The sequence below is a fragment of the Tsukamurella pulmonis genome (assembly GCF_900103175.1).
GTDB lineage: Bacteria > Actinomycetota > Actinomycetes > Mycobacteriales > Mycobacteriaceae > Tsukamurella > Tsukamurella pulmonis.
In genome coordinates this window covers 1,136,716-1,156,353 of the sequence record NZ_FNLF01000002.1, presented here as the reverse complement: position 1 = coordinate 1,156,353, position 19,638 = coordinate 1,136,716, and the positions used below count along the sequence as shown (strand labels likewise).

Here is a 19,638-nt window from a genome sequence, read left to right as displayed (position 1 = left end):
CACAGCCGCCCGAACGGCCGCTCTGGAAGAATGTGGTCATGACCGAGCAGCGCGTCGCGCCGAAGCTGGGCGCGCTGATCCTGGTGGGGTCCTTGGGCGCCGGACTCGTCGGCTGCGCCGTCGACCCGGGCGGCCCCGGCGGACCGTCGACCTCCGTCAGCGCGTCACCCTCACTGGAGCCGATCGTCCCGCGACCGGCAGCGGCGGTGCGCGACGACGCGGTCCGCTACCGCTACCCCGCGCCGAACGCCGATCCCCGGCAGAACTACGGCAACCTCTACCTGCCGCGCGGCGCGCACGCGCCGCGCAGTGTCCCCGTGGTGGTGCTCATCCACGGCGGCGGCTGGAAGAACCGCTCGAGCGCCGGGTACACGGCCGAGGTCGCGCGGGCGCTGCAGGCCGAGGGCCTGGCGGTGTGGAACGTCGAGTACCGCCGCGTGGGCTCGGGCGGCGGTTGGTCGACGACGTTCACCGACGTCGGGTACGCCGTCGACTTCGTGCCGGCGCTCGCACAGAACGCGCCCGCCCTGGACCCGACGAACGTGATCCTGGTCGGGCACAGCGCGGGCGGCCAGCTCGCCGCGTGGGCGGCCTCGCGGCGCACCCTGCCGGCCGGGGCGCCCGGGGTCACCTGGCCGGCCGGCGGCGGCCCGACCGTGGTTCCCCGCGCCTTCGTGGCTATGGCGGGCGTGCTGGACATGCGCACCTCGTCGCGCCTGAACGACCACGTGCGCAAGGCGCTGGGCGGGATGCCCGACCAGGTGCCCGAGCGCTACGCGCTGGCGAACCCCATCCAGCGGATCGATCCGCTCATGCCGTCGGTGGCGATCCACGGCTCCAAGGACACGGTGGTCCCCGCGAGCGAATCCGTGGACTTCGTGGCGGCGGCGCGCGCTCTCGGGGCACCGTCGCTGCTCGTCGAGCTCGACGGTGCCGGACACGGCACGCCGGTCAGCGTGCGCTCGCGGTACTGGCCGACGGTGCGCGAGAGCATCGTCCGGCTGGCCCGCGACGGTTTCGCCGCGCTCGCGGCGGCCCCGCCGCGGTGACGGGCCGTCCGGTCAGGCGGTGAACCAGCGGCGCGAGGACTCCGGCGCCCAGAGCAGGATCGGCACCGCGACGGTGGCGATGAGGCCGATGCAGGTGAACGCCATCAGCACGGAGGCGACGGTGGCGAGGATCGCGATGATCCGCGAACGCTTGAGCAGCAGGCCGATGCCCGTGGCGATGCCGCCGAGCGATCCGACGAGGCCGAGGATCGCCGCGCCGAGGAAGCCGGCCGCGAACGCGGCGTCCTCGCCCTCGAGCGCCTCCCCCGAACCGAGCAGCGTGAGCGCACCGACCAGCGCGCAGATCAGGCCGACCACGATCAGCACCACGGCCGCCCCGATGATCGTGCCGGGCCGCGAGGTCGGCGCCCCGCCGTAGCCGGGCTGGGAGTAGCCGGGCTGGGGGTAGCCGGGCTGGGGGTAGCCCGGGTACGGCTGACCGGGCTGACCGAAGGCGGACTGGTCGTGGACCGGCTGCCCGAAGGCCTGCTGCCCGGAGGCCGGCTGTCCGCAGGCCTGCTGCCCGGAGACCTCCTGTCCGTAGGCCTGCTGCCCGTAGGCGGGAGGGGCAGACTGCTGCGGGTAGCCCGGGGCCGGCTGCTCCTTGCTGAACGGATCGGCGTTCTGGGCGTACGGGCTCTGCGTGTACGGATCCTGACCCGACGGGTTCTGTCCGTACGGGCTCTGTCCGTAGGGGCTCTGGGCGTACGGGTCCTGACTCGGCCCGGCCTGCTCGGTCGGATTCTGGTCGTTCCGGCCGTCACTTTCGGTCATCAATCTCCCCATTCACTCGAGTGTGCCGATCAGCGTACGCGCCACCACGGCGATACCGCACTGCGGCGGGCGCCCTAACTTACTCTGCGGTAAGATACGTCCATGACCGACACCTCCACGTTCAAGATGTGGCGCACACTCAGCGACAAGCCGCTCGGCAAGCTGGCCTTCTCCGCCGCCGCCTCCCTCAAGGCGCCCTACTTCGCCTCCGTGACCCCCTACATCTCCGAGATCGAGTACGGCCGCGCCGTCGTCCACGGGCCGAAGTGGTGGTTCGTGCAGAACCACATCGGCACGTTCCACGCCATCGCCGCCTGCAACCTCGCCGAGGTGGGCATGGGCATGGTGATGGAGGCGTCCACGCCGGGCACCCACCGCTGGCTGCCCAAGTCCATGACCGTCGACTACCTCGCCAAGGCCGAGTCCTCGCTCGTCGCGACGGCCACGCTGGCCGAGGACGTCGACTGGGACGCGATCACCACGGGGCGCGAGGTGCCGGTCGACATCGCGATCCGCGACAAGAAGGGCACCGAGGTGGTGCACGCGAAGATCACGACCTGGGTCACACCCAAGCCCTCGAAGTGAGTCCATCACACAACTCGAGTCACATGAGTTAATCTGCGCATCATCGATCACTCGGTTTACAGGCGGTGTGGCGTGTGGCACGCTACCGTCGCACAGTCTTGCGCCGACCCGAGGAGGATCATGCGCCGCACCATCACGTCGTACCCGAGGACCCTCGCGGCATCCGTGGCCGTCCTCGGCGGCGTCGCCGCGCTCGTCCCCGCCGCCGCACAGGCGGAGCCGGTGGCCTCCGTGGTCCCCGGCAGTTCGGTGCTCACCGTCACCAAGCTCGTCGGGAACGTCGCCGACGGCCGCGGCTGCACCGTCGGCTTCGTCGGCCAGCGCCCCGACGGCACCCGCGTGGGCCTGTACGCCGGCCACTGCGGTGCGCAGGGCCAGCAGGTCGTCGTCGACGGTCGGATCGTCGGAGTGAACGCCGGCTCGTCCTCGCCGCGACTGACCAAGTCCGACATGTTCGAGGTGCCCGACGCCCCCGACTGGGGCGTGTTCACCCTCGATCCGAAGCTCGCGAAGGCCACCCCGGGCGGCCGTGTCCGGCCGACCTCGGTGGGCACGGCCCGGCCGGGCGATCCGGTCTGCAGCCAGGGCGTCTCGTCGGGCTGGCGCTGCGGTTCGGTGGTCAGCGTGGACGGCGGCTACATCGCCACCACGATCCCCGTCCAGGTGGGCGACAGCGGCGGGCCGCTGATCCGCACCTCGGACAACGCCGCCCTCGGGATCGCCAGCCGCGCCGCCACGTTCGACGGCCCGCTCACCCGCAGCGGCTCGCTGTTCTACGACCTGGGCTCGGCACTGCGCGCGACCGGCACCTCACTCGTCGTCGGGTAGACGCCCCTTCTGAGGAGAATCGGCCGATTTCCGGTCGGCGCCGTGGATATCCGGCGCCACCGCGAAATCGGCCGATTCTCCGAGTTCTCAGTCCCGCCAGAGCGTCGACGGGTCGACGGCCTCCGGGTTCGGCGCGTCCGGCACCCCGGCGGGGGTGCGCGAGAAGCGCGGCGCGGGCATCGGCGCCATCGCTCCCCCGATCTCCTGCAGGTTGCCGCGCGCCGCCATGTGCGGGTGCTGCGAGGCCTCCTCGAAGGTGAGGATCGGCGCGACGCAGGCGTCCGAGTCGAAGAAGATCTCCGCCCACTCGTCGCGCGTCTTCGTCTTGATCGCCGCCTCGAGCGCGGCGCGCAGCTCGGGCCAGCGCGCCTGGTCGAGCTGGAAGGGCAGATCCTCCTGCTTGAGCTCGAGCTTGGCCAGCAGCTCCGCGAAGAACTGCGGCTCGATCGCGCCGACGGAGACGTACTTGCCGTCGGAGGTCTCGTAGGTGTCGTAGAAGGGCGCACCGCCGTCGAGGGTGTTCACGCCGCGCTCGTCGCTCCAGATGCCCTGGCCCCGGAAGTCCCACTGCATCTGCCCGATGAGGGAGGCACCGTCGACCATCGCCACGTCGATGACCTGCCCCTTGCCCGACGTGTTGCGCTCGTAGAGCGCCGCGAGCACGCCGAAGACGAGGAACATCGAGCCGCCCGCGAAGTCGCCGACGAGGTTGAGCGGCGGCACCGGGCGCTCGCCCCGGCGGCCGATGGCGTGCAGCAGGCCGGTGAGCGAGATGTAGTTCATGTCGTGACCGGCGCGCTGCGCGAACGGGCCGTCCTGGCCCCAGCCGGTCATCCGGGCGAAGACGATGCGCGGGTTGCGCTCGAGCACGACGTCCGGCCCGAGGCCGAGGCGCTCCATGACGCCGGGGCGGAAGCCCTCGACGATCACGTCGGCGCGGTCGATCAGCTCGAGGATGGTCGCGATGTCGTCGGGGTTCTTCAGGTCGGCCTCGACGATGGTGCGGCCGCGCTTGACGCCCGACGGCTTACCCGTCAGGCCGGCCACGCCGACCCCGGGGCGCTGCACCGAGACGACGTCGGCGCCCTGGTCGGCGAGGAGCATCGCGGCGTGCGGGGCGGGGCCGAGACCGGCGAACTCGACCACCTTCAGTCCCGCGAGGGGACCCTGCTTCGAATCAGTCATGAATGCACGTTAACTTGCCCGTAGGCTGGGAGGGTGACCTGGCTCTCGATTCACGACCCCGAAGGCTCCGAGGACGCCCGCGCGACCCTGGTCCTGGCGCACGGCGCCGGCGGCAACCGCGATCAGGCCATGCTGCGGCTGCTCGGCGAGGAGCTGGCGCGGCGCGGGGTGTGCACGGTCCGCATCGACCTGCCGTTCCGGCGGCAGCGGCCGAAGGGGCCGCCGTCACCGTCGGGGCAGGCGGCCGACCGGGCCGCCTTCGCCGAGACGGCGCGGGTGCTCGAGCTCGAGGGGCCGATCCTGTGGGGCGGGCACAGCTACGGCGGGCGCATGGCGTCGATGGCCGTCGCGGAGGGCGCCTCCGCGAACCTGCCCGGGCCCGACGGGCTGCTGCTCCTCTCCTACCCCCTGCACCCGCCGGGGCGGCCGGAGAAGGCGCGCACGGCGCACCTGCCGGACATCACGATCCCGACGGTGCTGGTGCACGGCAGGCGCGATCCCTTCGCCTCGCCGGAGGAGCTGGCGGACGCCGCGGCGCTCATCGCCGGCCCGACGACGATCGTCGAGGTCGCGGCCGCGCACGACCTGGCGCCCGCGAAGTCCGGCGCGCCCGCGAAGGCCGCCGACGCGGTGCTCGCACTCCTCGACGCGTAACGCTCGCAAACACCCCGACGATCTCTGAGCGAAGGCAATGATTCGAGCAAAGGAGATCGCATGATTCACACCCGCTCCGCCCTCGCCCTCGCCGCCGGTGCAGCTCTCGCCGGCGGACTCGCCCTCCCCGCGGCCGCCGGTGCGGCGCCGGGCGCGCAACTGCCGATCTGCTCCGCGCAGGACGGCGGCGCCGACCTCTCCGTGGGACACAGCCTCGGTGAGGACGGCTACCTGCACCCGGTCCCCGGGCAGATCGACGTCACCGTCGGCCGCTGGGACCCCACGTTCACGGCCCCCACCCCCACCGACCTGCGCATCGATTGGAAGAACCGCACCACCGGCGCGACGGACCACGAGATCGGCAGTTCGCTCCTCGGCCCCGATCACGCGGGCATGTGGTTCCCGGGCCTGCGCACCGGCGCGGGCGTCATCGAGTTCACCGGCACCGTCACGCCGCGGGTGCCGGGCGGCACGCCGTCGTCCTGCACCGGCGTCTTCGAGGTGAAATAGCCCTCGCCCCCACCCGATCGGCGGTTACGCGAACGCGTAGTCGTCGATCGGGAAGGTGCGGGCGTCGCGGCGGGCGCCGAGCACGGAGCTGGGCCGCAGGAGCGTCGCCTCGCCGTGGGGGTCGAAGTAGTAGCTGCGGCTGCCCTCGCACGAACCGAGTTGGAACACCGAGCGTTCCAGGCGGTGGCTCATCTGCTCCAGGAACCGCGCGTTCGCCTGCTCGGTCACCTCGACGGTGCGCGCCCCGGTGCGGTCGATCTCGTCGAAGACGCGCCGCAGGTGCACCATCTGCGCCTCGATGGTCCAGAAGTAGCTCAGCCCGGTGTAGCTGTAGGGGCTGTGCAGGCTGAAGAAGTTGGGGAACTTCGGCACGGCCATGCCCTCGTACGCCTGGAACCGGCCCTCGCGCCAGAACTCGCCGAGATCGCGGCCGTCGCGGCCGATCACCTCGATCGCCGGGAAGTTCTTCTCCCACAGCGAGAATCCGGTGGCGAGCACGAGGGCGTCGAGCTCGTGCACGGTGCCGTCGGCCATCTCGATGCCGTGCGGCAGCACCCGCGCGATCGACGAGGCCTCCAGGGTCACGTTCTCCCGCCCGAAGGTCGGGAAGTAGGTGTTGGAGAAGGTGGGCCGCTTGCAGCCGAAGGAGTACGACGGGGTGAGCGCCGCGCGGGTCCGCGGGTCGCGCACCTGCGCGCGCAGGTGCGCCTTCGCGAGAACGGCGGCCAGATCGTTGAACCGGTGGCCGTACTTGTAGTTGAGCACGCCGACGGTGCTGAGCACCTCCAGCGCCGTCGAATTCGCCAGCCGCGCAGCGCGTTGCGTCACGGGCAGGCGACCGAACAGCGTCTTCACCGGCCCCGGGACCGGGAAGTCGACCTTGGGCACCACCCAGATCGGGGTGCGCTGGAAGACGGTGAGGTGCCCGGCGAGCTTCGCCAGCTCCGGCACGAGCTGCACGCCGGTCGCGCCGGTGCCGATGACGCCGATCCGCCGGCCGGTGAGGTCGGCGTCGTCGTCCCACTGCGCGCTGTGGATGACGGTGCCGGCGAAGTCGTCGATGCCCTCGATGTCGGGGAGCTTGGGCTGGCTGAGGAAGCCGGTGGCGGTGATCAGGTAGCGGGTGCGCAGCTTCTGCTCGAGGCCGCCCTCGCGCACGACGGTGACCTCCCACTCGGCGGCCTGCGGGTCCCAGACGGCGCCCGTGACGTCGACGCCGAAGCGCATCAGCGGCCGCAGTCCGTACTTGTCGGCGACGTGACTCGCGTAGGCCTTGAGCTCGGAGCCCGGCGCGTAGAGGCGCGACCAGTTCGGGTTCGGCTCGAAGGAGTACGAGTAGGTGACCGAGGCGATGTCCACCGCGAGGCCCGGGTAGTGGTTGACGTGCCACGTCCCGCCCAGGTCGTCCTCGCGCTCGAGGATGACGATGTCGCTGCGGCCACGGCCGAGCAGTTCGATCGCGGCGCCCATGCCGCCGAACCCCGCGCCGACGATGATCACGTCGTGAGCCATGGCCACTCCCTTTCGGTGAACGGGACGTCAGTTCCCGCCCCGAAATCTACACCAGTGTAGGACCGGGTCGGCGGCCGTCGCATCGTCCTCAGGGCGGAGATCCGGCCCCCGCCGCCAGCAGCAGGACGCCCAGCACCGCTCCCCCGACGGTCACCGTCGCGAACACCGCCACCCACAGACCGCCGGGGATCCGCGTCAGGCGGGCGAGCTGGTCGGCGTCGCTCTCGTGGCCCCGCCCGCGACGCCGCACGCGCTGCAGTTCGACGACGGCGCGCGGCGCCGCGAGCAGCAGGAACCAGGTCCCCAGGTGGGCGAGCGCGACCTTGACCTCCGGGGCGGCCCACCACGACACGCCCACCACGACCGCCGCCGCGAGGAGCACGACGTACAGGCCGAAGAAGTTGCGGATCTGCACGAGCAGCAGCGCCAGGACGAGAACGGCGGCCCAGAGGGCGGCCAGTGCGTAGCCGCGGGAGAGGAGGACGGCGGCCACCAGGCCGACCAGCGTCGGCGCCGGATACCCCGCCGCGAACGTCGCGATCGCCCCGGGCCCGCTCGCGCGGCCGCGGGTCACGGTCAGGCCCGACGAGTCGGAGTGCAGCCGCACCCCGCTCAATCGGCGGCCGCACAGCATCGCGACCACGGCGTGGCCGCCCTCGTGGGCGATCGTCACGACGTGCCTGGCCCGGCGCCACGCGGGCCGCCACAGGACCAGGATCAGCGCGGCGACGGCCGTGCCCACCAGGACCGCGGGCTCGGGGGCGGGCTGGCGGTCGGCCACGTCGGAGACGACCCGTTCCCAGGCGAGGGCGAGGACGTCGGGCAGCGTGTGATCCACCGGATGCACGGTAGTCACGGCCGCTGTGCGCGTGCTGAGCGCCGCACGCCGTGGCCCGCGCTCGGTCCTGTGTGCCATCGTGCCCGCTGGGCGGAGACGATCGCACACACGTCGGGCCGATAACCTGGACGCATGAGCCTCACCCCCCATTCGAGCCGCAGTCAGATCGTCACCGTCACCGAGGTGATCGACGAGACGGCGCTCGCGAAGTCCTTCGTCTTCGACGCGGAATGGGACTACCGGCCGGGCCAGTTCGTCACGGTCCGGGTGCCGTCGGAGCGGACCGGATCGGTCGCCCGCTCCTACTCCCTCTACACCTCCCCGTTCGACGCCGCGAAGCCCGGCGTGACGGTCAAGCGGACCGTCGACGGGTACGCCTCGAACTGGCTCTGCGACAACATCACCGTGGGCAGCGAGCTGGAGGTGCTGCCACCGTCGGGCGTGTTCGTGCCCGAGAGCCTGGACGTGCCGCTCCTACTGCTGGCCGCGGGCAGCGGCATCACCCCGATCATGTCGATCCTGGCCGCCGCGCTGAAGGCCGGGACGCAGCCGGTCACGCTGCTCTACGCCAACGCCGACCCCGAGAACACCATCTTCCGCGCGGAGATCGCGCGGCTGGAGGCCGAGCACGAGCGGCTCACGGTGATCTGGTGGATGGAGTCCGAGCGCGGCAGCCCCGACGCCGACATGCTGGCCGCGCTGCTCACGCCGTACCACTCGCGCGCGACGTACCTGTGCGGCCGCGACGAGTTCATGGCCGCCTGCAAGGAGGCCGCGAAGGTCATCGGCACCCCGCGCGAGCTGGTGCACCAGGAGATCTACGCCTCGCTCACCGGCGACGCCTTCGCCGACATCGTGCCGCACGAGGTCGAGGTCACGGCGGACTCGCCGGAGGTCACCGTCCACAACCTGGGCGCGAGCTTCACCGTGTCGTGGCCGGAGGGCGAGTCGCTCGTCGACGTCCTGATCAACAACGGCCACGACGTGCCGTACTCCTGCCAGTCCGGCGAATGCGCCACCTGCCTGTGCAAGCTGACGAAGGGCACCGTCGAGATGGCGGTGACCGACGGACTCGACCCGGACGACGCCGAGGACGGCTACATTCTGGGGTGCCAGGCGAAGCCGACGTCGCCGGAGTTGGAGGTCGAGTACTGATGCGGATCCGCGGAGCGGTGCTGGAGGAGATCGGGCGCGCGCGTCCGTACGCGCAGTCGTCCCCGATCTCGGTGGGCGAGCTCGAGCTGGCGCCGCCCGGCCCCGGCGAGCTGCTGGTCCGCATCGAGGCCGCGGGCCTGTGCCATTCGGACCTGTCGGTGGTGGACGGCAACCGCGTCCGCCCGGTGCCGATGCTGCTGGGCCACGAGGCCGCGGGCATCGTCGAGGCGCTGGGCGAGGGCGTCGCCGGAGTCGCGGTCGGCGATCGCGTCGTGATGGCCTTCCTCCCCCGCTGCGGCGAGTGCGCCAATTGTCGTACGGACGGCCAGCTTCCGTGCACGCCGGGCAGCGTCGCCAACAACGCCGGCGAGCTGCTGGGCGGCGGCCGCCGCCTCTCCCGCGAGGGCGCGGAGGTGCATCACCACCTCGGCGTCTCCGGCTTCGCGACGCACACCGTGGTCGACGCCCGATCGGTGACCCGCGTGGATTCCGATGTGCCGCCGGAGATCGCGGCCGTCCTCGGCTGCGCGGTGCTCACCGGCGGCGGCGCGGTGCTCAACGCCGGCGCACCGTCGGGCGGCGACGACGTGATCGTCATCGGCCTGGGCGGGGTCGGCATGGCCGCCGTCCTCACCGCCCTGTCCCTGCAGGCCGACGGTGCCGTCGGCCGCGTGATCGGCGTCGACGCCCAGCCCGCGAAGCTGGAGCAGGTGCGCGCGCTCGGCGCGGACGTCGCCTACACCCCTGAGGAACTGGCGGCCGAGGGCGTGCGCGCCCCGGTCGTGATCGAGGCAGCGGGGCATCCCCGCGCGTTCGAGTCCGCGGTCGCGGCGACCGCCGTCGGCGGGCGGACGGTGACCGTCGGACTCCCCAATCCCGCTGCGCGGTCGGAGATCAGCCCGCTGGTGCTCACCGCCGAGGCCCGCACGATCATCGGCAGCTACCTGGGCTCCGCCGTGCCGCAGCGCGACATCCCGCGCTACGTCGAGATGTGGCGCGCGGGAAGGCTCCCGGTGGAGAAGCTGATCTCCGGCGTCATCACGCTGGAGCAGATCAACGAGGGCATGGACGCCCTGGCCGACGGCACCGCCGTCCGCCAAGTGATCCGGTTCTGAATCCTGGAACAGTCGCAAAGCCCTTAGCCGGCATCCGGTGAGAACGCCGGAACGGGAACTGCGGGGGGCACCGTCGCAGCGCGGGTGACGCCCCGGATCGTGGCCGGCCTCGTGACCTAGTCCGCCCCCGAGACCGGCCGCGGCCAGTCCGTCGGGCGCTGCTGGGCGTCGAGGCCACCGTCGGCGAAGACGACGGAACCGACGCAGTAGCCGGAGTCGGGCCCGAGCAGGAACTGGGCGAGCGCGGCGATCTCGTCGGGCCGGCCGGCGCGGCCGGCGGGGATGAGCTCGAGGAAGGCGTCCATCGCGGCCCCGAGCTGCGGATCCTCGCGGCCCGCCTGCGTCATGGGGGTGTCGATGAGTCCCGGCGCGATGGCGTTGAGCCGGATGCCCTGCGCGATGTACTCGGCGGCGTGCGTGCGCACGAAGTAGGCCAGCGCCGCCTTCGTGGCCGGGTAGGCGGGAACGGAGGCGTACTCGCCGTACGAGTCGGCGAGGTCGGCGGCGGCGTGCTCGTCACCGTCGAGGCAGGCCTGCGCGAGCTCGAACGGCCAGCCCGGCTGCGTCGTCGTCGAGTTGGAGCTCACCAGCAGCGCTGTCGACGGCCCCCGCGCCAGCAGCGGCCGCAGGCCGACCAGCAGGTCGACCGAGCCGAAGTAGTTCACCGCCACCAGCGACGAACCCGACCGTCCCGCACCGGGACCGAGCCCCGCGAACGCGGCGAAGCCGGCGAGCGGCGCGGATCCCACCAGCTCGCCGATCCGGGCGACCGCCTCGAATCGTCCGCCCGGCGTCCCCAGATCGGCCTCGACGTCGGTGCCGTGCAGGTCCACCCCGATCACGCCGTGCCCCGCGGCGTGCAGCCGTTCCGCGGTGGCGGCACCGAGCCCGGACGCCGCTCCGGTGACCACGTAGATGCTCATGACCCCTATCCTTCCCCCCGCACACGACCGCGCGGCAAATCGAGTGACATCCCTCTCTGTCCGGTTTAGCGTGAAGTCACGCGAGAGAGAGGAGACACCATGCCCGCCGACGGTATCGCCGACAAGTTCAAGGAAGCGCTCGAACGCAAGAACGCGTCGAATCGTCAGGGTTCGGCCCACCTGGACGGGGCGGCCAAGACCCAGAACACGCACGGTTCGGAGAGTCACCAGCAGCAGTTCCGCCGCAAGAGCGGATAGCCGCGGGCAGGGGCCGCTCTCACCGGCGGCCCCTGCGACCGGACGGTCCGCGCGCCCATCGGATACGATTGCCATCGCAAGAAGCGGGTCGTCCGAGGAGGGTGCCATCGACCTCCCAGTGCTCGTCCCCATTCCCATCGGGCGGTTCCCCACGCCCGGCGCACCGGTGCCGGAAAGCCTTGAGATCCAGCAGGTCCGGGGTGTCATCGGCTCGATCCTCGGCTCGCTGCGCGGCGGCCCGTACCTCCCGGAATCGGGCCTGAACTGGGCCGCCGCCTACCTCACGCGGGGCCCCGAGCCGTTGCTCGTCGTGACCACGACCGACGCCGGCTGGCTGCCGCTCGGCGCCATCGTCCCGGCCGGTGTGCGCGTGCTGTGGAACGTCCCCACCGCGGCCGCGTGGGCCACCGTCGACGATCCCGTGCGCCAGCTCGTCGAATTCGCCGGCGCCGAGGGCTACACGATCCACGCCGTCGCCACCACGCATCCGAGTCGCGCGCACCACGTCCCGCGCGGCCCGTGGAAGCTCGTCGGCGAGCGGCACCCCGGGCAGGTCCTCCCCGGTCGCGTCACGCGGTTCGAGCTCGTCGCCTCACCGGCCCGGATCGAGCACGTCCGGTCCCTGCAGCCCGACGCTGCCGATCGCCAGGCCCGCGCGCTCCTGCGCGACCTCGAGCGGATCGAGATCCCCGAGCAGCACGCGATCGGCGTCGACGAGGCCCGGGCGGAGGCGCGCCGTCATCTCGCGGCCGGGCGCCCGGTGGCGCCCGCCGTGCTCGATCAGCTGCTCATCGACCAGGACGCCCTCGACGACGCACTGCGGTTGCCGCGCACGCCGCCGCGATCGCTGACCGCCGGCAGCGGGCCGCCCGACGGCACCGCGCTCCGCGCCCGGCTGCTCGAGCGGGCGCTGGTGGAGGCCACGGTGTCCGCGGCGCGGCACGATCTGGAGTCGGCGATCTACGGGTGGACGTTCGCCCGCTACCTCGCCCGCTGACGGCCGATCACGGGCTCTTGTAGCGGTCCCAGTGCCGGCGGCACAGGTACTGCGCCGCGTAGAAGACCACCTGCTGGCGCTCCCACTGGGGAGTCCCCGCCTGGCGGTAGAGCGCCCGGGTCGCCGCGACGGTGCTCTCCGGGTGCCGGTCGAGCGCGGCGCACGCCTGGTACCCGAAGCGGATCCGCTGCGCATCCGTGGTGTTGTAGCCGTAGGGCCGGGTGAAGTCGCGGGTGTTGTGCGTGGCCACCAGGAAGCGGCCCTCGTCGAGCCGGCCGTCCGCGTGGGCCGCGGGCACCTGCACCAGGGTCACGATCCCCGCCGCCGCGAGCCCGGCCGCCATCGCCCTCATCAGCTTCGGCATCGGTCTTCTCTCCTCGCCTCCGGTGGGGCGCCGCCCCACGTCTGCAGGGATTATCACCGACGGACGCACGGCCGGGCGCCGTTTTCCGGCGATGATGACGGTTCTCTGACGTCGCGCCGCCCCCGGCCGCCGGGGCCGGCGCAGTGCCTACCGTGAGGGCATGAGCACCGTCAACGAAGCCCTGTCCGCCCTGAAGGCCCACGCCGCCGAGGCCGGCGGGCCCATGGAGGCCTTCACCGCCGAGCAGCGCGCCCTCGCCGAGTCCGGCCCCGGCGCCGGCGTGGCCCGCCCCGGCACCCCGGTCCCCGACGGTCCCGTCCTCGACCCGTACGGCGCGGAGACCACCCTGGCGCAGGTGCTCGGCGACCGGCCCGCCGTGCTGGTCTTCTACCGCGGCGCGTGGTGCCCGTACTGCAACCTGACCCTGCACACCTACCAGACCGAGCTCGCGCCCGCGCTCGCCGAGCGCGGCGTGCAGCTCATCGCGATCAGTCCGCAGACGCCCGACGGCTCGCTCTCGACCGCGGAGAAGAACGAGCTCACCTTCACGGTGCTCTCCGATCCCGGCCTCGTCATCGCCGACGGGCTCGGCATCGTCACCACCCCGTCCGACGAGGCGCGCGCGGCGCAGCTCGACCTCGGGCTCGACGTGACCCAGGCCAACGCCGACGGCACCACCCGCCTGCCGCACCCGTCGACGGTCCTCGTCGACGGCGCCCACGTCGTCCGCTGGATCGACGTGCATCCGGACTACACCACCGCCACCGAGCCGTCGGCGATCCTGGCGGCGGTCGACGCCCTCTGACCGGCACCGCCGCGCCGGACGGCCCCGGATACGCGAAACGGCGCCCCTCCCCGAAGGGAGAGGCGCCGTTTTCGGCTGCTACCGAAGATCAGGCGATGATCTTGGTGACGCGGCCGGCACCGACGGTGCGGCCACCCTCGCGGATCGCGAAGCGCAGGCCCTCGTCCATGGCGACCGGCTGGATGAGCTTGACGCTCATCTCGGTGTTGTCGCCGGGCATGACCATCTCGTTGCCCTCGGGGAGGGTCACGACGCCGGTCACGTCCGTGGTACGGAAGTAGAACTGCGGACGGTAGTTGTTGAAGAACGGGGTGTGGCGGCCGCCCTCGTCCTTCGACAGGATGTACGCCTGGCCCTCGAACTCCGTGTGCGGGGTGGTGGTGCCCGGCTTCACGACGACCTGGCCGCGCTCGACGTCCTCACGCTTGAGGCCACGAACCAGCAGACCGACGTTGTCGCCCGCCTGGCCCGAGTCGAGCAGCTTGCGGAACATCTCGATGCCCGTGACGGTGGTCTTGGTCGACTTCTCGCGGATGCCGACGATCTCCACCTCCTCGTTCACGTTGATGATGCCGCGCTCGACGCGACCGGTGACGACGGTGCCACGACCGGTGATCGTGAAGACGTCCTCGACCGGCATCAGGAAGGGCTTGTCGGTCTCACGCTCGGGGTCCGGGATGGACTCGTCGACGGCGTTCATGAGCTCGACGATCGAGTCGACCCACTTCTCCTCGCCCTGCAGGGCCTGGTAGCCCGAGACGCGGACGACGGGGGCGTCCTCGTCGAAGTCCTGCGAACCCAGCAGCTCGCGGACCTCCATCTCGACGAGCTCGAGGATCTCCTCGTCGTCGACCATGTCGCACTTGTTCAGGGCGACCAGGATGTAGGGCACGCCGACCTGACGCGCGAGCAGCACGTGCTCGCGGGTCTGCGGCATCGGGCCGTCGGTGGCGGCCACGACCAGGATCGCGCCGTCCATCTGCGCGGCACCGGTGATCATGTTCTTGATGTAGTCGGCGTGACCCGGCGCATCGACGTGAGCGTAGTGACGCTTCTCGGTCTGGTACTCGACGTGGGAGATGTTGATCGTGATACCACGAGCCTTCTCCTCCGGCGCCTTGTCGATCTGATCGAAGGCCGAGGCCTCGTTCAGGTCCGGGTACTTCTCGGCCAGAACCTTGGTGATGGCAGCCGTCAGGGTGGTCTTGCCGTGGTCGACGTGACCGATGGTGCCGATGTTCACGTGCGGCTTGGTCCGCTCGAACTTCGCCTTCGCCACTTTATGTCCTCCTGGACGTAGTGCTTGCGGGCCGGTTGCCCTGCAAGGGTGTGTTTCTTTCGGGTGGTTTTCGACGCCACGGACGGGCCGTGGGTCTGACGCCGCGGCGGGAGCCGGGAAGCGCCACGCTCCGGAGAGCGGGGAGGAATTACTCCCCGTTCACCTTCGCGATGATCTCCTTCGACACGTTCGCCGGAACCTCGGCGTACGAGTCGAAAACCATGGAGTAGTTCGCTCGGCCCTGGGTCTTCGACCGGAGGTCGCCGATGTAGCCGAACATCTCCGACAGCGGGACCTGAGCCTTCACCAGGCGGGCACCGCTGCGTTCCTCCATGGCCTGGATCTGGCCACGGCGGGAGTTGAGGTCGCCGATCACGTCACCCATGTAGTCCTCGGGGGTCGTGACCTCGACAGCCATGATGGGCTCGAGGATGACGGGACCGGCCTGGCGTGCAGCCTCCTTGAAGGCCTGCGCGCCGGCGATCTTGAACGCCATCTCGGACGAGTCCACGTCGTGGTACGCGCCGTCGAGCAGCGTGACCTTGACGTTCACCAGCGGGTAGCCCGCGAGCACGCCGTACTGCATCGCGTCCTGCGCGCCGGCGTCGACCGAAGGGATGTACTCCTTCGGGACGCGGCCACCGGTCACGGCGTTGACGAACTCGTAGGTGGCGCCGTCCTCGGCGTCCTCCAGCGGCTCCAGCTTGATGATGACGCGCGCGAACTGGCCCGAGCCACCCGTCTGCTTCTTGTGGGTGTACTCGTGCTTCTCGACGGGACGACGGACCGTCTCGCGGTAGGCCACCTGCGGCTTGCCGACGTTGGCCTCGACCTTGAACTCGCGACGCATGCGGTCGACGAGGATGTCGAGGTGCAGCTCGCCCATGCCGCCGATGACGGTCTGGCCGGTCTGATCGTCGAGCTCGACGGAGAAAGTGGGGTCCTCCTCGGCGAGCTTCTGGATCGCGACGCCGAGCTTCTCCTGGTCGGACTTGGTCTTCGGCTCGATCGAGACGTTGATGACCGGGTCCGGGAAGGACATGGACTCGAGCACGATCGGGTTGGCCGGGTCGCACAGGGTGTCACCGGTCGTGGTGTTCTTCAGACCGATCATCGCGTAGATGTGACCGGCGGTCGCATCCTCGACGGGCATCTCCTTGTTGGCGTGCATCTGGAAGAGCTTGCCGATGCGCTCCTTGTTGCCCTTCGTGGCGTTGAGCACGCCGGTGCCCGAGTCGATGTGACCCGAGTACACGCGGACGAAGGTCAGCTTGCCGAAGAACGGGTGCGCCGCGATCTTGAAGGCCAGGGCCGCGAAGGGCTCGTCCTTGCTCGGCTTGCGCGAGAGGATCGTCTCCGGGTCGCCCACGGCGTGGCCCTCGATGGAGGGCACGTCGAGCGGGCTGGGGAGGTAGTCGATCACGGCGTCGAGCATGGGCTGCACGCCCTTGTTCTTGAACGCCGAGCCGCACAGCACCGGGTACAGCTCACGGGTGATCGTGAGCTTGCGGATCGCGGCCTTGATCTCGTCGATCGTCAGCTCGTCGCCGGCGAAGTACTTCTCCATCAGAGCCTCGTTGGACTCCGCGACGGTCTCGAGCAGCTGCTCGCGGTACTCGGCGGCCTTCTCGGCGAGCTCGGCGGGGATCTCCTCGATGGTCGGCTCAGCGCCGATCTCGACGACGCCGCGCCAGGTGATGGCCTTCATCTCGAGCAGGTCGACGACGCCGTCGAAGGCATCCTCGGCACCGATCGGGAGCTGCAGGACCAGCGGCTTCGCGCCGAGGCGCTCCTCGATGGTGCGCACGGTGAAGTAGAAGTCGGCGCCCAGCTTGTCCATCTTGTTGACGAAGCAGATACGCGGGACGTCGTACTTCTCAGCCTGGCGCCACACCTGCTCCGACTGGGGCTCGACGCCCTCCTTGCCGTCGAACACCGCGACGGCACCGTCGAGCACGCGGAGCGAACGCTCCACCTCGACCGTGAAGTCGACGTGCCCGGGGGTGTCGATGATGTTGATCTGGTTCTTCTTCCAGAAGCAGGTCACGGCGGCGGAGGTGATGGTGATACCACGCTCCTTCTCCTGCTCCATCCAGTCGGTGGTCGAGGCACCGTCGTGGGTCTCACCGATCTTGTAGTTCACACCGGTGTAGTAGAGGATGCGCTCGGTAGTGGTGGTCTTACCGGCATCGATATGCGCCATGATGCCGATGTTGCGGACCTTCGTGAGGTCGGTAAGCACTTCCTGTGCCACGGTGGTAAGCCTCGTTCTCTTAGAGGATGGATTTGCTTCCGGTGACCCGGGCCGCCGCGAAGGCGGCGGCCCGGTATCGGATCACCAGCGGTAGTGCGCGAACGCCCGGTTGGCCTCGGCCATCTTGTGGGTGTCCTCGCGACGCTTCACCGAAGCGCCCAGACCGTTGCTCGCGTCGAGGATCTCGTTGGCGAGCCGCTCGATCATGGTCTTCTCGCGACGCTGCCGCGTGAAGGTGACGAGCCAGCGCAGCGCGAGGGTGTTGGCGCGACCGGCCTTCACCTCGATCGGCACCTGGTAGGTGGCGCCACCGACGCGGCGGCTCTTGACCTCGAGCGACGGGCGCACGTTGTCGAGCGCCTTCTTCAGCGTGAGGACCGGATCGGTGCCGGTCTTCTCACGGGTCGCCTCGAGGGCGCCGTAGACGATGCGCTCGGCGGTGGACTTCTTGCCGTCCAGGAGCACCTTGTTCACGAGCTGGGTGACCACGGGCGAGCCGTAGACGGGGTCGTTGACGACGGGGCGCTTGGGCGCCGGTCCCTTACGAGGCATCAGCCCTTCTCCTTCTTCGCGCCGTAGCGGCTCCGCGCCTGCTTGCGGTTCTTGACACCCTGGGTATCGAGCGAACCGCGGATGATCTTGTAACGAACACCCGGGAGGTCCTTCACACGACCGCCACGGACGAGCACCATCGAGTGCTCCTGAAGGTTGTGACCTTCGCCGGGGATGTACGCGGTGACCTCGACCGAGCTCGTCAGACGGACACGGGCGACCTTACGGAGAGCCGAGTTCGGCTTCTTCGGGGTCGTGGTGTAGACGCGGGTGCAGACGCCGCGACGCTGCGGCGAGCCCTTGAGGGCCGCCGTCTTCGTCTTGGACGCCTTGTCCCGGCGGCCCTTGCGGACCAGCTGGTTGATAGTTGGCATAGAAGCGCTTTTTCCTTCGTTTCGGCTGTCACCGGCCGCGCGGCCGGCTGTTCCTACTGCTGCGGTTGTAGCTCCGGGCAAGTCGCGCACCCCGCGAACGCGGTGCACTCCTTCCGCAGCGCGGCCCCACCGGCTTCATCGATTCGCATCGTTTCCACTGGTCAGTCCCGTCTCCGGGAAGTAGCTACCCGCCTCGCACGTACCCCGAGGTCGGGCGTGTCGCGTGTTCATGGGCGGTTCCGGAGGTCCGGCCTAGCCATGGGCACGTGAGAATAGTCCTGGTTACCCAGGCACGGCGACCTAGCTTACCCGCCTGAACTCACACTGGTCAAAATGCATTGTCTACAGGCCACGATAGTCGCGGACGGAGACCCGCGCCCCGCGCCGCTCGCGATCGACGCCCGCGCGCACCAGAAGCCGGATCACCCTGCCGCGCTGCCCCCGATAGGGCTCGAGCGCCTCGAGCATCTCGGAATCATCCAACGCGGCCCCCGTCAGACCTATTCCCACGATGCGCGGCAGGTGGTAATCGCCCACGGGAACGGCGTCCGGGTCGCCGCACGCGCGCCCCAGCAGCTCCCCGACGGTCCACGCGCCGACACCCGGGAGGGCCCCGAGCCGTTCCGGCCGGTGCTCCACCTCGACCGCGCTCGCGCCGAGGATCGTGCGCATGCGCACCGGCTCGACGCCGGCGCGGTGCCACTCCCACGACGGGATCGCGCTCCACTGCTCGCGCGGCGGCGGCACGTGCAGTCGCGGCGCCCCGGCCGGACCCGGCGCGGGCGCGCCGAAGCGCCGCAGCAGGTACCGCCAGGCCCGGAACGCCTCCGCCCCGACCACCTTCTGTTCCAGGATCGTCGGCACCAGGGTCTCCCAGACCCGGTCCGAGCGGGTCAGCCGCAGCCCCGGGGAGGCGGCGATCGCCCGGGCGACGACGTCGTGCCGCGGGCGCAGCTGCGACGGATCGTCGTCCGCCCCCACCATCGCCGGCGCGTGCTCCAGCAGCCACGACGCCCCGCTCCCCCAGGCCCGGGCCGTCATCTCCCCGCCCGCGAGCGCGAGCCGGACCGTCCCGGGGCCGTCCGGGGTGTGCACGGCGCGCCACAGCGCCCCGGGCGTGCGGGCGTAGGCCGGATCGCCGGCGCCGCGCCGCAGTACCCCGACGGTGCCGTGCAGGTCGAGCGGATGTCCCGTGACCCATGAGCGTTCTGCCGTCACCCGGCGAGGCTACGCCGCCCGGTGCCGGTACTTGGCCTCGTAGACCCGGGCGCGACGGTGGTGACGCTCGCGTTGCCGCCCGCTCTCGGTGTGCGGGTCGATGCCGTTGTCGGCGAGCAGCTCCTGCAGGTAGATCGACCGCAGGCCGCCGATGAAGACGATCGCCGGCAGCGCCATCATCGCGACCAGCGCCAGCTTGACCCAGAGCGGAGAGGGCAGGGCCAGCGCCACCACGACGAAGGGCAGGAACATCAGCGCCCCGCGGATGAAGAAGCGACGGTTGTGGCCGGGGCCGGTGGCGTCGTTGACCACCCAATCGCGCATGGAATCGGGCAGGCGCATTCCCATCAGGTACTTCACCCGCTCGAGGAGGTTCGGACGCGTCCGATTCGTTGACGTGGACATGCCT

At 70.8% G+C, this 19,638-nt stretch carries 22 protein-coding genes; 10 read left to right on the top strand and 12 right to left on the bottom strand.

Annotation, left to right across the window (positions count from 1 at the left end):
• Nucleotides 1–38: 38 nt before the first annotated feature.
• Nucleotides 39–1,049: an alpha/beta hydrolase family protein gene (locus BLQ62_RS05770; protein WP_160126331.1), complete on the top strand. Its 1,011-nt coding sequence runs from the start codon at nt 39–41 to the stop codon at nt 1,047–1,049.
• Nucleotides 1,050–1,061: 12 nt separating this feature from the next.
• Here BLQ62_RS05770 and BLQ62_RS05765 read toward each other — a convergent pair whose 3' ends face one another.
• Nucleotides 1,062–1,823, bottom strand: coding sequence for an SLC41A family transporter (locus tag BLQ62_RS05765; RefSeq protein WP_068566745.1), 762 nt, complete (start codon nt 1,821–1,823; stop codon nt 1,062–1,064).
• A 102-nt stretch (nt 1,824–1,925) separates the two neighbouring features.
• On the opposite strand from BLQ62_RS05765, the gene BLQ62_RS05760 reads away from it, so the two are divergent.
• Both BLQ62_RS05760 and BLQ62_RS05755 read left to right on the top strand, forming a co-directional pair.
• Nucleotides 1,926–2,408 carry a hotdog fold domain-containing protein gene (locus BLQ62_RS05760; RefSeq protein ID WP_068533059.1) on the top strand — a complete coding sequence of 161 codons (483 nt, stop codon included), beginning with the start codon at nt 1,926–1,928 and terminating at the stop codon, nt 2,406–2,408.
• 120 nt (nt 2,409–2,528) lie between these two features.
• A complete protein-coding gene (locus BLQ62_RS05755; protein WP_068533061.1) occupies nt 2,529–3,236 on the top strand; it encodes a chymotrypsin family serine protease in 708 nt (235 codons plus the stop codon).
• A gap of 87 nt (nt 3,237–3,323) precedes the next feature.
• Here BLQ62_RS05755 and BLQ62_RS05750 read toward each other — a convergent pair whose 3' ends face one another.
• Nucleotides 3,324–4,421, bottom strand: coding sequence for a CaiB/BaiF CoA transferase family protein (locus BLQ62_RS05750; protein WP_068566747.1), 1,098 nt, complete (start codon nt 4,419–4,421; stop codon nt 3,324–3,326).
• A gap of 33 nt (nt 4,422–4,454) precedes the next feature.
• Here BLQ62_RS05750 and BLQ62_RS05745 point away from each other — a divergent pair, with 33 nt between their 5' ends.
• Nucleotides 4,455–5,075 carry an alpha/beta hydrolase family protein gene (locus BLQ62_RS05745; RefSeq protein WP_068566749.1) on the top strand — a complete coding sequence of 207 codons (621 nt, stop codon included), beginning with the start codon at nt 4,455–4,457 and terminating at the stop codon, nt 5,073–5,075.
• Nucleotides 5,076–5,135: 60 nt separating this feature from the next.
• Nucleotides 5,136–5,585 (top strand): hypothetical protein, encoded by a 450-nt coding sequence (locus BLQ62_RS05740; protein WP_068533066.1) that lies wholly within the window; start codon nt 5,136–5,138, stop codon nt 5,583–5,585.
• A 24-nt stretch (nt 5,586–5,609) separates the two neighbouring features.
• On the opposite strand, the gene BLQ62_RS05735 is transcribed toward BLQ62_RS05740, so the two are convergent.
• A complete protein-coding gene (locus tag BLQ62_RS05735; protein ID WP_068566751.1) occupies nt 5,610–7,097 on the bottom strand; it encodes a flavin-containing monooxygenase in 1,488 nt (495 codons plus the stop codon).
• An 88-nt stretch (nt 7,098–7,185) separates the two neighbouring features.
• Nucleotides 7,186–7,935, bottom strand: a complete 750-nt coding sequence (locus tag BLQ62_RS05730; protein ID WP_231857651.1) for a M50 family metallopeptidase — start codon at nt 7,933–7,935, stop codon at nt 7,186–7,188.
• A gap of 132 nt (nt 7,936–8,067) precedes the next feature.
• Here BLQ62_RS05730 and BLQ62_RS05725 point away from each other — a divergent pair, with 132 nt between their 5' ends.
• Both BLQ62_RS05725 and BLQ62_RS05720 read left to right on the top strand, forming a co-directional pair.
• Nucleotides 8,068–9,090 (top strand): ferredoxin--NADP reductase, encoded by a 1,023-nt coding sequence (locus BLQ62_RS05725; protein WP_068566753.1) that lies wholly within the window; start codon nt 8,068–8,070, stop codon nt 9,088–9,090.
• Nucleotides 9,090–10,205 carry an alcohol dehydrogenase catalytic domain-containing protein gene (locus BLQ62_RS05720; RefSeq protein WP_068533072.1) on the top strand — a complete coding sequence of 372 codons (1,116 nt, stop codon included), beginning with the start codon at nt 9,090–9,092 and terminating at the stop codon, nt 10,203–10,205. Before BLQ62_RS05725 ends, BLQ62_RS05720 begins: the two co-directional genes overlap by 1 nt.
• 116 nt (nt 10,206–10,321) lie before the next feature.
• Here the strand turns inward: BLQ62_RS05720 and BLQ62_RS05715 are convergent, their stop codons facing one another.
• Nucleotides 10,322–11,128: an SDR family oxidoreductase gene (locus BLQ62_RS05715; protein WP_068566755.1), complete on the bottom strand. Its 807-nt coding sequence runs from the start codon at nt 11,126–11,128 to the stop codon at nt 10,322–10,324.
• Nucleotides 11,129–11,227: 99 nt separating this feature from the next.
• Here BLQ62_RS05715 and BLQ62_RS23730 point away from each other — a divergent pair, with 99 nt between their 5' ends.
• Both BLQ62_RS23730 and BLQ62_RS05710 read left to right on the top strand, forming a co-directional pair.
• Nucleotides 11,228–11,386, top strand: coding sequence for a DUF5302 domain-containing protein (locus BLQ62_RS23730; RefSeq protein WP_160126332.1), 159 nt, complete (start codon nt 11,228–11,230; stop codon nt 11,384–11,386).
• Between the two features lie 166 nt (nt 11,387–11,552).
• A complete protein-coding gene (locus tag BLQ62_RS05710; RefSeq protein ID WP_139184165.1) occupies nt 11,553–12,383 on the top strand; it encodes a hypothetical protein in 831 nt (276 codons plus the stop codon).
• Nucleotides 12,384–12,390: 7 nt separating this feature from the next.
• On the opposite strand, the gene BLQ62_RS05705 is transcribed toward BLQ62_RS05710, so the two are convergent.
• Nucleotides 12,391–12,747, bottom strand: a complete 357-nt coding sequence (locus BLQ62_RS05705) for a DUF732 domain-containing protein (RefSeq protein WP_068533077.1) — start codon at nt 12,745–12,747, stop codon at nt 12,391–12,393.
• A 160-nt stretch (nt 12,748–12,907) separates the two neighbouring features.
• Between BLQ62_RS05705 and BLQ62_RS05700 the strand changes: the two genes are divergently transcribed.
• The gene (locus tag BLQ62_RS05700; protein WP_068566761.1) at nt 12,908–13,552 is read left to right on the top strand and encodes a peroxiredoxin-like family protein; all 645 of its coding nucleotides are present in this window, start codon (nt 12,908–12,910) and stop codon (nt 13,550–13,552) included.
• Between the two features lie 88 nt (nt 13,553–13,640).
• Here the strand turns inward: BLQ62_RS05700 and tuf are convergent, their stop codons facing one another.
• The 6 genes from tuf to BLQ62_RS05670 form a co-directional block, all read right to left on the bottom strand.
• Nucleotides 13,641–14,831 carry an elongation factor Tu gene (gene tuf, locus BLQ62_RS05695; protein WP_068533082.1) on the bottom strand — a complete coding sequence of 397 codons (1,191 nt, stop codon included), beginning with the start codon at nt 14,829–14,831 and terminating at the stop codon, nt 13,641–13,643.
• A gap of 148 nt (nt 14,832–14,979) precedes the next feature.
• The gene (gene fusA / locus BLQ62_RS05690; protein WP_068566763.1) at nt 14,980–17,085 is read right to left on the bottom strand and encodes an elongation factor G; all 2,106 of its coding nucleotides are present in this window, start codon (nt 17,083–17,085) and stop codon (nt 14,980–14,982) included.
• 81 nt (nt 17,086–17,166) lie between these two features.
• Nucleotides 17,167–17,637, bottom strand: coding sequence for a 30S ribosomal protein S7 (gene rpsG / locus BLQ62_RS05685; protein ID WP_068533086.1), 471 nt, complete (start codon nt 17,635–17,637; stop codon nt 17,167–17,169).
• Nucleotides 17,637–18,011 (bottom strand): 30S ribosomal protein S12, encoded by a 375-nt coding sequence (gene rpsL, locus BLQ62_RS05680; protein ID WP_013128047.1) that lies wholly within the window; start codon nt 18,009–18,011, stop codon nt 17,637–17,639. Before rpsL ends, rpsG begins: the two co-directional genes overlap by 1 nt.
• Nucleotides 18,012–18,353: 342 nt before the next feature.
• Nucleotides 18,354–19,229 (bottom strand): DNA-3-methyladenine glycosylase family protein, encoded by an 876-nt coding sequence (locus tag BLQ62_RS05675; RefSeq protein WP_068566765.1) that lies wholly within the window; start codon nt 19,227–19,229, stop codon nt 18,354–18,356.
• Between the two features lie 9 nt (nt 19,230–19,238).
• Nucleotides 19,239–19,634: a DUF5313 family protein gene (locus BLQ62_RS05670; protein WP_139184164.1), complete on the bottom strand. Its 396-nt coding sequence runs from the start codon at nt 19,632–19,634 to the stop codon at nt 19,239–19,241.
• Nucleotides 19,635–19,638: the final 4 nt, after the last annotated feature.

What these genes read in the sequence shown, in the direction of transcription:
- BLQ62_RS05715 (WP_068566755.1), bottom strand. Translation starts at nt 11,128, where the DNA reads ATGAGCATCTACGTGGTCACCGGAGCGGCGTCCGGGCTCGGTGCCGCC.
- BLQ62_RS05740 (WP_068533066.1), top strand. Translation starts at nt 5,136, where the DNA reads ATGATTCACACCCGCTCCGCCCTCGCCCTCGCCGCCGGTGCAGCTCTC.
- rpsG (WP_068533086.1), bottom strand. Translation starts at nt 17,637, where the DNA reads ATGCCTCGTAAGGGACCGGCGCCCAAGCGCCCCGTCGTCAACGACCCC.
- rpsL (WP_013128047.1), bottom strand. Translation starts at nt 18,011, where the DNA reads ATGCCAACTATCAACCAGCTGGTCCGCAAGGGCCGCCGGGACAAGGCG.
- BLQ62_RS05670 (WP_139184164.1), bottom strand. Translation starts at nt 19,634, where the DNA reads ATGTCCACGTCAACGAATCGGACGCGTCCGAACCTCCTCGAGCGGGTG.
- BLQ62_RS05760 (WP_068533059.1), top strand. Translation starts at nt 1,926, where the DNA reads ATGACCGACACCTCCACGTTCAAGATGTGGCGCACACTCAGCGACAAG.
- BLQ62_RS05770 (WP_160126331.1), top strand. Translation starts at nt 39, where the DNA reads ATGACCGAGCAGCGCGTCGCGCCGAAGCTGGGCGCGCTGATCCTGGTG.
- BLQ62_RS05750 (WP_068566747.1), bottom strand. Translation starts at nt 4,421, where the DNA reads ATGACTGATTCGAAGCAGGGTCCCCTCGCGGGACTGAAGGTGGTCGAG.
- BLQ62_RS05735 (WP_068566751.1), bottom strand. Translation starts at nt 7,097, where the DNA reads ATGGCTCACGACGTGATCATCGTCGGCGCGGGGTTCGGCGGCATGGGC.
- BLQ62_RS05720 (WP_068533072.1), top strand. Translation starts at nt 9,090, where the DNA reads ATGCGGATCCGCGGAGCGGTGCTGGAGGAGATCGGGCGCGCGCGTCCG.
- BLQ62_RS23730 (WP_160126332.1), top strand. Translation starts at nt 11,228, where the DNA reads ATGCCCGCCGACGGTATCGCCGACAAGTTCAAGGAAGCGCTCGAACGC.
- BLQ62_RS05705 (WP_068533077.1), bottom strand. Translation starts at nt 12,747, where the DNA reads ATGCCGAAGCTGATGAGGGCGATGGCGGCCGGGCTCGCGGCGGCGGGG.
- BLQ62_RS05765 (WP_068566745.1), bottom strand. Translation starts at nt 1,823, where the DNA reads ATGACCGAAAGTGACGGCCGGAACGACCAGAATCCGACCGAGCAGGCC.
- BLQ62_RS05725 (WP_068566753.1), top strand. Translation starts at nt 8,068, where the DNA reads ATGAGCCTCACCCCCCATTCGAGCCGCAGTCAGATCGTCACCGTCACC.
- BLQ62_RS05755 (WP_068533061.1), top strand. Translation starts at nt 2,529, where the DNA reads ATGCGCCGCACCATCACGTCGTACCCGAGGACCCTCGCGGCATCCGTG.
- BLQ62_RS05700 (WP_068566761.1), top strand. Translation starts at nt 12,908, where the DNA reads ATGAGCACCGTCAACGAAGCCCTGTCCGCCCTGAAGGCCCACGCCGCC.